11 protein-coding genes are annotated in these 13,197 nt (G+C 59.8%); 2 read left to right on the top strand and 9 right to left on the bottom strand.

What is annotated here, in order from left to right; genetic code table 11:
• Nucleotides 1-9: 9 nt before the first annotated feature.
• The 5 genes from DWV20_RS01900 to DWV20_RS01880 form a co-directional block, all read right to left on the bottom strand.
• Entirely contained in the window at nucleotides 10-948 is a 939-nt protein-coding gene (locus DWV20_RS01900; protein WP_118256251.1) for a transketolase family protein, read from the bottom strand.
• The gene (locus DWV20_RS01895; RefSeq protein WP_089573497.1) at nucleotides 948-1,778 is read right to left on the bottom strand and encodes a transketolase; all 831 of its coding nucleotides are present in this window, start codon (nucleotides 1,776-1,778) and stop codon (nucleotides 948-950) included. Before DWV20_RS01895 ends, DWV20_RS01900 begins: the two co-directional genes overlap by 1 nt.
• Nucleotides 1,779-1,842: 64 nt before the next feature.
• A complete protein-coding gene (fsa, locus tag DWV20_RS01890) occupies nucleotides 1,843-2,526 on the bottom strand; it encodes a fructose-6-phosphate aldolase (protein ID WP_118256250.1) in 684 nt (227 codons plus the stop codon).
• Nucleotides 2,527-2,651: 125 nt separating this feature from the next.
• Nucleotides 2,652-3,926, bottom strand: a complete 1,275-nt coding sequence (locus DWV20_RS01885) for a class II D-tagatose-bisphosphate aldolase non-catalytic subunit (RefSeq protein ID WP_006235615.1) — start codon at nucleotides 3,924-3,926, stop codon at nucleotides 2,652-2,654.
• Between the two features lie 144 nt (nucleotides 3,927-4,070).
• Nucleotides 4,071-5,543 (bottom strand): PTS fructose transporter subunit IIC, encoded by a 1,473-nt coding sequence (locus DWV20_RS01880; RefSeq protein ID WP_118256249.1) that lies wholly within the window; start codon nucleotides 5,541-5,543, stop codon nucleotides 4,071-4,073.
• 415 nt (nucleotides 5,544-5,958) lie between these two features.
• Between DWV20_RS01880 and DWV20_RS01875 the strand changes: the two genes are divergently transcribed.
• Nucleotides 5,959-6,969 carry a LacI family DNA-binding transcriptional regulator gene (locus DWV20_RS01875; RefSeq protein WP_233539752.1) on the top strand — a complete coding sequence of 337 codons (1,011 nt, stop codon included), beginning with the start codon at nucleotides 5,959-5,961 and terminating at the stop codon, nucleotides 6,967-6,969.
• Nucleotides 6,970-7,098: 129 nt separating this feature from the next.
• On the top strand, nucleotides 7,099-8,082 hold the full coding sequence (locus DWV20_RS01870) for a DNA/RNA non-specific endonuclease (protein ID WP_118256247.1): 984 nt from the start codon (nucleotides 7,099-7,101) through the stop codon (nucleotides 8,080-8,082).
• 114 nt (nucleotides 8,083-8,196) lie between these two features.
• On the opposite strand, the gene DWV20_RS01865 is transcribed toward DWV20_RS01870, so the two are convergent.
• The 4 genes from DWV20_RS01865 to DWV20_RS01850 all read right to left on the bottom strand — a co-directional run bounded on the left by DWV20_RS01865 (nucleotide 8,197) and on the right by DWV20_RS01850 (nucleotide 13,031).
• Nucleotides 8,197-10,272 carry a translation factor GTPase family protein gene (locus tag DWV20_RS01865; protein ID WP_118256246.1) on the bottom strand — a complete coding sequence of 692 codons (2,076 nt, stop codon included), beginning with the start codon at nucleotides 10,270-10,272 and terminating at the stop codon, nucleotides 8,197-8,199.
• 310 nt (nucleotides 10,273-10,582) lie between these two features.
• Complete coding sequence (locus DWV20_RS01860) at nucleotides 10,583-11,332, bottom strand: amino acid ABC transporter ATP-binding protein (RefSeq protein ID WP_199581766.1); 750 nt, start codon at nucleotides 11,330-11,332, stop codon at nucleotides 10,583-10,585.
• A 188-nt stretch (nucleotides 11,333-11,520) separates the two neighbouring features.
• Entirely contained in the window at nucleotides 11,521-12,174 is a 654-nt protein-coding gene (locus DWV20_RS01855; RefSeq protein WP_118256244.1) for an amino acid ABC transporter permease, read from the bottom strand.
• Complete coding sequence (locus DWV20_RS01850; RefSeq protein WP_118256243.1) at nucleotides 12,174-13,031, bottom strand: transporter substrate-binding domain-containing protein; 858 nt, start codon at nucleotides 13,029-13,031, stop codon at nucleotides 12,174-12,176. The genes DWV20_RS01855 and DWV20_RS01850 overlap by 1 nt, the downstream gene beginning before the upstream one ends.
• Nucleotides 13,032-13,197 lie beyond the last annotated feature (166 nt).

Genomic DNA, 13,197 nt, shown 5'->3' with positions numbered 1-13,197 from the left:
AAACCTTCCTTACAACACGGACCTGACCGCGGCTTCGATGCCGTCGGCGTCCAAACCGTACTTGTGCAGCAAATCGACCGCAGGGCCGGACTCGCCATATACATCGCGCCCGCCGACGCGTCGCATCGGCACCGGATGCTGTTCCGCGAGCACCGAGGCCACGGCCTCGCCAAGACCGCCGATAATCGAATGCTCCTCGGCGGTGACCACGCGACCGGTCTTCTTGGCGCTGAAAACAACCAGGCGCTCGTCGAGCGGCTTAATGGTGTGCATATTGATAACCTCGGCATCAATGCCATCGGCGGCAAGAGCCTCGGCAGCCTCGAGCGCCTCGGCAACCATAAGGCCACAGGCGACGATTGTGACATCGGAGCCCTCGCGCACGACCACGCCGCGGCCAATCTTGAACTCATAGTCCTCGTGATCGTTGATGACCGGTGTTGCCAGACGGCCGAAGCGCATATAGACTGGCCCCTCAAACTCATAGGCGGCGCGCACGCAAGCGCGAGCCTCGATGTCATCGGCGGGAACGACCACCGTCATACCCGGAATCGTGCGCATGAGCGCGATGTCCTCGCAGCACTGATGCGTGGCGCCGTCTTCACCGACCGAGATGCCCGCATGCGTAGCGCCGATTTTGACGTTGAGGTGCGGATAACCGATGGAATTACGCACTTGTTCGTACGCGCGGCCGGCGGCGAACATGGCAAAGGTGCTCGCAAAGGCGACGTGGCCCGTGGTTGCAATGCCGGCGGCAAGCCCCATCAAGTTGCTCTCGGCAATGCCGGCGTCGTAGAAGCGCTCAGGGTGAGCGGCCTTAAACTTACCGGTCTGTGTGGCGGCGGCCAGGTCGGCATCGAGCACTACAAAGTCATCGCGCTCATTGCCCAGCTCGACAAGTGCCTCGCCGTAGCTAACGCGCGTGGCGACCTTCTTGACGTCTGCCATTAGAGCTCCTCCCCTGCTGCTGCGAGCTCGGCCATGGCCTGCTCAAACTGTTCATCGTTGGGCGCCTTGCCGTGCCAGCCCACCTGGTTTTCCATAAAGGAGACGCCCTTGCCCTTCACCGTCTCGGCGATGATAGCGACGGGCGCGCCGGTCACCTCGCGAGCTTCGGCGAAAGCCGCCTCAATCTGCGCCATGTCGTTGCCATCGGCTAGCTCTATCACATGCCACTTAAAGGCGCGGAACTTGTCGGCAAGCGGCATGGCCGAGTTGACTTCATCGATCGTGCCGTCAATCTGCAAGCCGTTGTGGTCGACGACGGCAACAAGATTGTCGAGCGCATGGTTGCCGGCAAACATAGCCGCCTCCCACACCTGGCCTTCCTCGCACTCACCGTCGCCCAGCAACGTGTAGACACGGTAGCTGTCGCCCCAGTGCTTAGCGGCAAGCGCCATTCCAACTGCAGCAGAGATGCCCTGACCGAGCGAGCCGGTGGACATATCGATGCCTGGGGTATCGTTCATGTTGGGATGGCCCTGCAGTCGGCTGCCAATATGGCGGAGCGTCTCGAGCTCTTCGACGGGAAAATAGCCGCGATTTGCCAACACCGAATACAGGCCCGGCGCCGCGTGACCCTTGGAGAGCACAAAGCGGTCGCGATCGGCCTTGTGAGGGTCGGCAGGATCGATATTCATTTCCTCAAAGTACAGATACGTCATGATGTCGGCTGCACCGAGCGATCCACCCGGATGTCCCGACTTGGCCGCGTGAACCGCAGTCACGACACCCTTCCTGACCTCATTGGCGACCTTCGCCAGCTCCTGGTTGGTCATACGAATTCCTCTCTTGAGAACAACCCCGGCACCGGATGGCGCGATGCCGGGGGCAACCCGGTCGTTAAGCCTGAGCGACGACCTTCTGCCAGTCAGCCTCAAAAGAGGCGAGGCCCTGGTCGGTCAGCGGGTGTTGCAGGCACTTCTTGAGAGCGGCAATGGGCACGGTCGCGATGTCGGCACCAAGAAGAGCCGCCTGGGTCACGTGGTTGGGCGTGCGGACCGAAGCGGTGATGATCTCGACGGTGTCGTCGACGTTCTTGCCGGTCCAGTCATAGTTCTTGATGCATGTCACGACATTGTCGAGCTGCGAGATGCCGTCCTCGGCGATGTCGTCGAAGCGTCCCACAAACGGGCTGATGTAGCGGGCACCGGCGTTGGCGGCCATAAGAGCCTGCGTCGGCGAGAAAACAAGCGTCATGTTGACGCGCACGCCTGCATCGGCCAGGGCGCGGCAGGCGGCGAGGCCGGCCTCGCACACGGGAAGCTTAACCACGATGTTGGGAGCCAGGGCGGCAAGGCGCTTGCCCTCCTCAATCATGCCCTCGGCAGTGGTCGCGGTGGACTCGGCGGACACGGGCAGTCCCTCGCAAAGCTCGGCGATCTTGAGCATGTGAGGCTCAAAGTCGGCGAGCTTACCGCCGGTCTTGGCGTACAGGGACGGATTGGTGGTGACGCCAGCAAGGCAGCCCCAGCTCTTGGCCTCGGCGATCTCGTCAAGGTTGGCGGTATCGATAAAGAACTTCATGGTGCAAACTCCTTCGGAGGAATCCAAAACTCAAAAGAAAGGACAAAGGGGATGCCCCTTTGTCCTATGTGCCGGGCCTGCAGCTGGGACATGCCCCAGGCCCGGCGTCGTGTAGGAAAAACTACTTAGTCCTCGAGAGCCTTCTCGATGCGGCTCGTGACGCCCTTGAGGTTAAGACCGACGACGTACTGCTTGATCGGGCGCTTGATGTGCTCGATCACAAAGCGCTTGCCGTCGATGTCCTGGGCAGCGAGGTTGCGATAGAGTTTCTCGACCTGCTCCTTGACCTCGGGATCGTTAAAGGCGTAGTGGCCGGAGACATCCAGAATCTTCAGGCTGAGCTCGTCGTCGGCCAGGATGTCGTCAACCTGCAGGTTGACGTCGTCGCCGGTCATCCACTTGCGCCAACGCTCGGTCTTGATAGCCTTGACCAGCAGCGTGTGATACAGGTCGGAGGGATCGTCGCACAGGCCGTTGTCGACCAGAATCTGTTCGGTAGCGCAGAGCTTGAGGTAAGCGCGGGTCTCCTCGGTGCCGTACTGAGGGGCAACATTGGAGGCCGTCACGTGAGCCGGGATGTGCTCGAGCAGCGTCGCGTCATCCAGGTAGTCGGCGTTGTGCTCCTTCAGGCCCACGCCGTAGCGCTTGGCCATGTCGGCGAGCTCGCGGGCATTCTTAAAGTTGTAATGACCGACCTGCTCGGTCCAACGGGTGAGCGTACCGGTCTGGCCGACGATAAAGGTGGGCATGGGGCAGCCGCGCTTCTCGAGCTCGGGCTGCAGCTGAGAAATGAACTCCTCGTACTTATCGGTAGAGGTCAAGCCGCCATTGGTCTCCTCGGTACCGACCTCATAGGCAACCTCGGGCAGGTTATGCTCGCGACGGTACTGCTCAAGATAGTCGATAAGATCGATCGTGCGGCGAAGCACCACGTCGAGCGGAATAACCTTGCCGATCTGATAGGGGTCCTTGGTGGGGTCGACCATCAGCAGGTCAAAGCCTGCCTCCATGTCGGCGACAAAGGACTTGCGGGCGAGCTCCATGGCCTCGTCCTCGGGCAGGTGGGCGTTACGCTCCTCGTCGCGCTGCCACGGACCGCCGTGATCGCGGCACAGGTAGTACGGACCGGTATAGCCCACCTCGTCGGCAACCTTCTTAATGTCGGCGGCAAAGCGCGTCTGGTCCCAACCGTTGACGTAGCCGGCGCCCATCTCGTCCATATCGACCTGGTTGCGGCTAGCGATAAACATGGGCGGGAAATCCTCGTCCTTGGCAAGCTCGAACACGGCCTGAATCAGGTTGGGGCTCATGGGGCCAATGCCGACCATGGTTGCGTGATCGCCGCTGTCCTGCAGCTTGAGCATGCCCTGAACGGCCTGGCGGATGGTGAGGTTGGACATTTTGTTCTCCTTCTCCAGAGGATTTTTGACAAAAGTTCCCTGGGACCCAGATGTGGGCCCTATCAGTGCGGATGGATTTTGTTGTGTAGGGGCGGTTGTGCGGAGTCAAATCCATCCCTCCGCACAACCGGAGTCCTTAAAGGTTTACTTGGCCTGCTTATCGAGCGTGGGCTTCATGGCAATCAGGATTGCAGCGGCGACCAAGGAGCCAATCACGATGTCCAGGCAGAACAGCGCGACGTTGTTGGTGGCCAGGGCGACAATAAAGCCACCATGCGGAACATAGCAGTCGATGCCCTGGAAGGCGGCAAGCGCCGCGCCCACGGCAGAGCCGATGCAAATGCCGGGCAGGGTGTGGCCAAGATCCTTGACCGCGAAGGGAATAGCGCCCTCGGTAATACCGATGCAGCCCATGAACAGCGCAGAGATGCCCATCTGACGGTCAGCGTCATCGAACTTGTTCTTGGCGATGAGCGCAGCGAGGCCGCAAGCAATCGGGGGAATGGCGACGGCGACGCGGAACATACCGTTGGGGCCGTAGATGCCGGAGGCCATGATGGCCATGGTAAAGGTCGAAGCGGTCTTGTTGATGGGGCCACCCATATCGAAAGCGGTCATGACGCCAATGACCAGGCCCAGGACGACGGCGGAGCCGCCCTGCAGGCTGCCGAGCACGCTGGTGAGCCAATCCATCACAAAGCCAAGCGGCGTGGCCAGGATGTAGATGTAAGCCATGCCCAGGACGAGCGAGGTCAGAATCGGGATGATCAGAATGGGCATGATGGTCTGGATGGTGTTGTCGACCTTCCAGGTCTTCATCCAGCGGACAAAGTAACCGCAGATGACAGCCATGATCATGGCGCCCAAGAAGCCGGTCGAAACGCTGTTGCCGCTCGGGGTGACGACGGCGTTGTTAACCAAGTAGCCCAGGACGAAGCCGGGGGCAAGTGCGGGCTTACCGGCCATCGAGTAGGCGATGTATGCCGCAAGCACCGGAATCATCATAGAGATGCCGGCCATGCCGATAGTGTTAAGGCTCACCATCAACGGGTTGGTGACCTCCATGCCGCTAGCACCGGCAGTACCGGATGCCAACGAGAAGGCGAGGAACACGCCACCGATAACGACGATGGGGATAAAATAGGAAACGCCGGTATTGAATGCATTGAGCAGCGTCTTGCCAGGGTCGGCAAAGATGGACTGCTTGGACGCCGGTGTCGGGGCCTGCGGGGCAGCGGAGACGGCCTTCTTCTCTGCCTTGGCCTCGGCCTTGGACGCGTCAACGGCACCGCCCGTCGCCTTGATGATCTCGACAGCCTGGTCGATAATCTTTACCGGATCGGCGATTACATCCGAGGTGCCGACCTTGAGGAACTTGCCCTCGGCCATCTTCTGCTCAAAACGGTCCTCGTTCTCGACACCCACGTCGACGGACTCGAGCACCAGGTCGGCGCAATCAACGTCTTCCTGCGTGAGCTCATTCTCGATACCCAGACCACCCTGAGCCTCGACTTTGCACTCGATGCCACGAGCGGCGCATTCATCCTGAATCGCCTTCTGGGCCATATACGTGTGGGCGATACCCACGGTACAGGCGGCAACGCCTACGATCTTCATTGCTTCCCTCTTTTCATAGAGTTGCGTGCGCAAGACACCGTTTGCGGAGGCCTCCGGAGCATCCCCTGCCGTTTGGACTTGCTGTCTTTTCGACAAGACCAATATAGGTGCTCGTTTTTCTTAATGCCAGTTTATTTCGGTAAACGCGCAGGTCAGAGCGTTGGTTACGCTATTTAGTTATGCGTTTAACCAAAAATGAATCCTGCGATTTTACCCTCGATTTCAAAAGTCAAGAAGTATTTGATTTTCTCGGTAGACGGCAGATGCGCATGCCGGTCACAAATTTCGACCCCACCCATATACCGCATTTGTTGCATACTCATATGAAAGGAAAAAGTCGCTCACCAAAGCGCATCCCTCACCAAGACTCAAAGTCATCATGTTGGAAAATGCTCATCTGTCGGAAGGAGTCGCTGTGGCAAAACAGCGCGTTACGATCGCAGACGTCGCTCGAGAGGCGGGAACCTCGACGGCAAGCGTCTCGTATTACCTCAACGACAAACGAGAAAAGCTTAGCGAGAAGACGCAGGCAAAGATTGCGCGCGTCATCAAGGAACTCGGATACGTTCCCAACGCCCAAGCGCAAACGCTCACCGGCAAGCAGACCCACGTCATCGCCATCATCATCTTGGATAACACCAACAAATGGGCGGGCCTCGTCCTCAACGGCATGGAGCAGGTCATGCTCCCCGCGGGCTACCAGACAGTCGTTTGTACGAGCAACTTTAACCCCGAGACCGAGCTCATGTATGTCGACAAAATGCTCTCACTGGGCGTCGATGGTTTTATCATCCAGCCCACGGCAAATTTCAAGGCAGTCCACGACCGCATCAAGCGCGCCGACAAGCCCGTCGTCTTTTTTGACGCGGCCATCTACAGCCCAGGCACCAGCTGGATCAAAACCAACCTCTACGACGGCGTGTACAATGCCACGCAGGCGCTTCTCGACGCCGGCTACGAAGACTTCTTTTCCATCGCCGCCAACATGACCGAAATGCGCACTCGCATGGAACGTTTTCAGGGATATGCCGAGGCATTGGCCGCGAATGGGCAGCTCTACAAAGCCATCCCCATCGATCACAACAAGCCGTCGATCAACGAGCTCACCGAATACTTTAAATACAAGTTCAACCCCGCCAAGCGCACGCTCATCTTCGTACAAAACCAATGGGCGCTTCCCCGTGTCTACAAGGCCCTCCAACCCATGGCCCATCTACTTCCGCAGCAAATAGGTCTTTTGGGACTCAACTGCGGAGACTGGACCAACCTCACCACGCCGACCGTCTCCACGATCATCGAGCCCGTCGACCAGGAAGGCAGGGAGGCGGCCGAGATGCTGCTCGCCTTGCTTGATGGCAGCAGCCAACCCGGCGAGCAGCGCATTCTCGAGTGCAAGCTCAACTGGCTCGACTCCACCTCGATCTAGCCATACGTCAAATATGAAGCAAATGAACCAGTAGCGTTTGTCCCAAATCTTAAGTATTTGTTCGACAGAACGGCCTCTGCCGGCTCCTGCTAGACTGGTAGATTCCCAACCGTCCATCCAGGAGCCTCAATGTCGCGCAAGTCCGTCTACAAGCAAGTACTTTCCATCGGCACCGCCGTGGTGCTGGGGTTTGCGCTGTTCACGGGGTCGCTCGACGGAGCGCCCAAGCTGTTGTCGCCGCAAAGTGATGAGCAGGCAGCGGCCCTGGCCGAGAAGCAAGACGAGAGTCCCAGCCGCACCGATGACGAGGCAGACCTGGTCGCTCGACTCGAATCGGGAACAGCGAGCTCCTCGGACTCTCAAAATAGCCAAGACTCTGGCGATGACTCCGATTCCGCCACGAGCGACACCGTCGACGAGGCTTCCGCGGACAGTGCCGCCACCCCCGTCGACGAGGTCGAAAACCCCGATCTCGACCGCGCCCGCGGCGTATACCTCAGCAGCGTTCCTGACTACGCCGGTAACCCCTACGTTGCCCTTCGCGCCGACAGCACACACCCGCTCGGCACGCCGTCGTTCACACTCGATGAATACGGGCGCGCTACAGAAGAGGGCTGCTTTAAGAAGTTCTCCAAGCTCGACAGCTTGGGTCGCACCCGCAAGGCGCTCGCCTGCGTGGGCCCCGAGTCACTCGGTCAGGGCAAGCGCAGCGATATCTCGCGTATCCACCCCGCCGGCTGGCATCAGCAGCGCTACGACTTTATTCCGGGCCAGAGCCTCTACAACCGCTGCCACCTTATCGCCTGGTCGCTCTGCGGCGAAAACGCCAACCGCAAGAATCTCCTCACCGGCACGCGCTATCTCAACGAGACGGGCATGCTACCGTTTGAAGAGCAGATTCTCAACTATATTCACGATACGGGCAACCATGTGCTCTACCGCGTCACGCCCATGTATAACGAAGAGGAGCTTGTCTGCCGTGGCGTACGCCTTGAGGCGCAATCGGTCGAGGACCACGGCAAGACCCTCTGTTTCCACGTATATTGCTACAACCTGCAGCCGCATGTGCAGATCGACTATGCCACCGGCCGCAACCAGGCCTCGGGAGACTAGCCCCGAGCCACGACAAAAACCGGTTTGCAACCCCACCGGGGATCAAAAAGAGCCGCCCCGGATTACCCAGAGCGGCCCTTGCACCGGCATGCATGTTACAGGCAACGCCACACGCTACTTGGCGCGGCCCTCCTCATAGCGCTCGACCAGCTTGGCCTGAACGTCATAAGGCACCTGCTCATAGCCTGCGGGCTTCATGGTAAAGTCGCCCGTGCCGCGCGTGATGGAGCGCAGACGCGTCGAATAATCCGTCAGCTCGGCCAGCGGCGCCTGGGCGATGACCACGGTGTCGCCGCGCTCATCGGTCTCCATGCCCGTCACGCGACCACGCGAGGCCGAGATGTCGCCCATCACGGCGCCGGCGTAGCTCTCTGGGATAGTCACCGTGATTTCCTCGATGGGCTCCAGCACCACCGGGTCGGCATCGGCACACGCCTTGCGCAGGCCGATGCGAGCCGCCGCGCGGAACGCCATCTCGTTGGAGTCGACGCTGTGATACGAGCCGTCGTACACAGCCACGCGAATGCCCGTGAGCGGGTAGCCGGCAATGATGCCGTCCTTCATAGTCTCCTGGACACCCTTGTCCACGGCGGGGATCAGCGAGCGCGGAATACGGCCACCTACGACCTCGTCCACAAACTCATAGCCATCGCTCGTGCCGTCGGGTCCAATGAGCGGCTCAACGCGCAGCCAGCAGTCGCCATACTGACCGGCGCCGCCGGTCTGCTTCTTGTGGCGGCCCTGGGCACTTGCCGTGCGGCGGATGGTCTCGCGATACGGAATGCGGATCGGCACGCTTTTGGCCACGACCTTGGTACGGTCCTCAAGGCGATTGAGCAGGACCGAAACCTGTGCCTCGCCCACCGCCGAAATGATGGTCTGGCCGGTCTCCTCGTCGCGGTCGATGCTCATGGTCGGATCAGCCTTGCACGCCTTCTCGATAAACGTATAGAGCTTCTCCTCGTCACCGCGGTTCTCAGCCTCGATGGCAATGCGGTACTGCGAGTTGGGGAACTTAAATGCCGCAGCCTCGACCTTGCCGGTAATCGAGAGCGTATCGCCCGTCTCGGCCGCCAGCTTGGGCGCCACGATGATATCGCCGGCATATGCGTGCCCGACCTCGGTCATGTCGCGGCCGCACATCACATACAAGTGAGCCAGACGATCGCTCTTGCGAGTGCGCGCGTTGATCAGCTCAAGGCCCGGCTCAAGCGTACCCGTCAGCACCTTGATAAAGCTGATGCGACCCTGCTGCGGATCGGCCAGGGTCTTAAACACAAACGCCACAGGACGGTCATCGTCACTCGAGATCTTAAGCGAATCGCCGTCGATGAGCGGCATCTCGCCGTAGTCCGTCGGCGCCGGGAAGTACGTGGCGATATCGTCCATCAGCGAGTTGATGCCCTGCTCCTTAATGCAATCGCCCGCAAAGACCGGCACAAAGATGCGCTCGGCGATCGCCTTCGACAGCAGGCCTTCAAGCTCCTCCTGCGTCAGCGTCTCCTCGCCTTCCAAGTACTTCATCATCAGTTCGTCGTCAGCCTCGGCCACCAGCTCGCACAGATGGTCATGGGCCTCCTCGGCCTGGGCACGATACTCTTCGGGAATCTCCGACTCAACGGCTTCGGCGCCGTTGCAATGGCGTGCCTTCATGCGCACCAGGTCGATGATGCCGTCGAAGTCCTCGCCCTCGCCCCAGGGAAGGGTCACGGCGCCCAGGCGCGTACCAAAGCGCTCCTGCAGCAGTTCCATCGTGGTCGCAAAGCTGGCCTCGGAGCGCGACAGGCGGTTCACGAACACCGCACGCGCCAGGCGCAGGTCCTCGGCGGCATACCAGAGCTTAACCGTCGTAGGCTGCGGGCCGGCCTCGGCGTCGACTACAAACAGAGCCGTCTCGCAGACGCTCATCGCGGCAAAGGCGTCGCCGATAAAGTCGGGGTAGCACGGGGCATCGAGCACATTGACACGCGCGCCCTTCCAGTCGATCGGTGCAATGGTCGTCGAGATGGAAAACGCACGCTTGACCTCTTCGGGGTCATAGTCGAGCGTGGGCTTGGTGCCGTCGTGGCCGCCCAGGCGGGCGGTCTTGCCAGAAAGGTGGAGCATGGCCTCGGCGAGTGAAGTCTTGCCCACCCCGCCTTGGCCTACGAGCACCACGTTCCTTACATTACCGGTCTTGGGAGCACCCATGATGACCTCCTTGCAGGGCCGCGCGCATTGCGCGACGCCAACGGGGAGAGTTCGCGGTCGGTGCCGTCCCGGGAGCAGCATGGTCGGCAGCCGAGCCGACTCACCCTCCAAATGTCCTATGCCACCACCCTACCCTCACGGACGGCTGTCCATGCATACCTTTCGGCACACGTATGAATACAGGCGGCGAGAGGAAGAGACAAGCTTGTGAGGCAATTATTGAACCCCGTCGATGTAAACAAAAAGCCGCCACAGACCGTAAGACCTGTGGCGGCTTCGCCTCAATTAATAGTTGAGTAAATACCTGAGCCTATCCCTCGATACGGCTCAAGAACTCACGTGTGCGCCGCTCGCGCGGATGGTCTATGACCTGCTCGGCAGGCCCCTCCTCGACAATGCGACCGCCGTCCATAAAGACCACGCGGTCGGCAACATCGCGTGCAAATTGCATCGCGTGGGTCACGATTACCATCGTCATATTCTGCGCCGCCAGGTCCTTAATGACACGCAGCACCTCGGCCGTCAGCTCGGGATCGAGCGCTGAAGTCGGCTCGTCAAAGAATAAGATTTCCGGATCGAGCGCCAGGGCGCGGGCAATACTCACGCGCTGCTGCTGACCGCCCGAAAGCTCACACGGCACCTTGTTCTCGTTGCCCGTAAGCCCCATCTGCGCGATCAACTCACGCGCACGCGCCTCTGCCTGCTCGCGCGGGCGCTTGAGCACGCGGACCGGCGCGTCGATGATGTTTTTCATCACCGTATAGTGCGGGAACAGATTGTAGTTCTGGAATACCAGACCAAAACGCGAACGCGCTTGCTTGGGAACATCTCCCTTCGCATATATCGCACCCGATCCCGCATCCGTCGCAACCGCAAGGTCGCCAAACGAGAGCGAGCCGCCGTCGAGCGTCTCGAGCAGCGTGGCGCAGCGCAGCAGCGTGGACTTGCCGCCACCCGAAGGCCCGATAATCGCCACGACCTCGCCACGCTTTACCTCGAGCGAAATATCCTTGAGCACCTCATTGCCGCCAAACGCCTTGCGCGCGTTCGATATATTCATTACCGTTCCGGACACGGGAACCTCCATGTGTTTAAAAAGTCAGCGAGCGTGTGACTGGCGAGACAATGTGCTCCGAAAGAGGAGCGCCGCGTACTTCTGTACGCAAGCGACGGCTTGAGGAGCAGATTGGCCGTCAGGCACGCGCGCAGCGTCGAGCAGTCCGCCGTTCGTTAGAACGGCGGAACGATCTAGTCATGGTAATAATCCAATTGTTTCTCGGCGGCGCCCAGCAGCATCTCGACCACAAAGTTAAAGACCCAGTAGATCAACGCCGCAATCGCAAACGGCACCATGCTCACCTGCGAGGCAACCAACGCCTTGGCCGTCGAGAACATCTCACCCACGCCAATGGCAAACGCCAGCGACGTGTCCTTGACCAGCGTGATGATCTCGTTGCCCATCGCCGGCAGAATACGCTTGGCGACCTGCGGCATCACGATATACAGAAACGTCTGCACGCGCGAATAGCCCAGCACCTCGGCAGCCTCGTATTGACCGCGCGGAATGGACTGCAGGCCCGAGCGATAGATCTCGGCAAAGTAGCCGGCGTAGTTGATGATGAACGCCACGACGCATGCCGTCCATTTGGAATCGGGCGTGAGCGAGATGCCGAACACGTAGTACGGGGCAAAGTAGATGGCAAACATCTGCAGCATGAGCGGTGTGCCACGCATCACCGAAATATAGATGCGCGCGATCCAGCGAAGTGGCGCAATTTTGCTCATGCGCATGAACGCCACGGGGATTCCCAGCGGAATCGACCCGAGCAGCGTCAGCACAAACAGCTGCAAGCTGACCAAGAATCCCTGGCCAAGCATCTGCATCATGACCTGAATAGACATTACTTGAGCACCCAATTATCGAAAGATAGACCATAGCTTGAATACTTGTCGCACAGGTCCTTGACCGTGCCGTCCTCGTAGAGCGCCTTGAGCGACTCGGTCACGGCGTCGGCCGACTTGGTGTCGCCCTTCTTAAAGCCGACGGCGTAGTGCTCGCTGGACAGCGGCTCATCAAGCTGCGTATAAGCATCGGGCTTGGCGGCAAGCTGATACTGGGCAATCGAAAGGTCGCAAGCCACGGCATCGACCGCGCCGCTCTCGAGCTGCATAAAGGCCGTGTTGTACTCGCCGATCGTGTCAAGCGTGGCAAACGTCGCCGCCAGATCCTTCTGGTCACCCTCGAGTACATCCTGCGCAGCGGAATCGGTCTGGGTAATCACGGTCTTGCCGGCAAGATCGTCCCAGCTCTTGATGCCCGCATCCTTCTTTACCACCAGCACCTGCTCGTTGAGCATGTACGGCTCGGAGAACGTGTAATCGTCCTCGCGGCCCTCCATGGTAAAGCCGTTCCAAATGCAGTTGATGGCGCCGGAGTTGAGCAGTGTGTCCTTGGCATCCCAATCGATGGCTTCGTATTTGACCTCCCAGCCCTGCTTATCGGCAACGGCCTTGGCAAGATCGAGATCAAAGCCGGTGTACTCGCCATCGTCGCCCACAAAGCCGTACGGAGGATAGGACTTATCAAAGCCCACCACGAGCTTCTTGGACTCCGCAGCGCCCTTCACATCCTTGGCCGCGGCAGAGCCGGCAGCGGAGCCCTTATCGGCACCGCCGCAGCCGACAAGACCAAGGCCAAGCACCGTGGCGAGCGAGCCGGCTAGACCAACAAACTGACGACGAGACATATCGGTATTCATGGTATTCCCCCTTGATGGTACTTTAGTTAGGTAAAGTGAGTCATGTAACCTTCAGAATCATACACTTTAGTGAGATGGAGTACAAGGGAGGGCTTGCCCGCCGGGTGCCGGGGCAGGGGTTAAGTTTGCTGCTCTACAGTCCTGCTCACGACGGAGAGCACATTAA

This window comes from Collinsella sp. AF02-46-1 (genome assembly GCF_003465825.1).
Taxonomy (GTDB): Bacteria; Actinomycetota; Coriobacteriia; order Coriobacteriales; family Coriobacteriaceae; genus Collinsella.
Note: the sequence above shows the minus strand (reverse complement) of the source record. Positions and strands in the feature narration are given on the sequence as shown.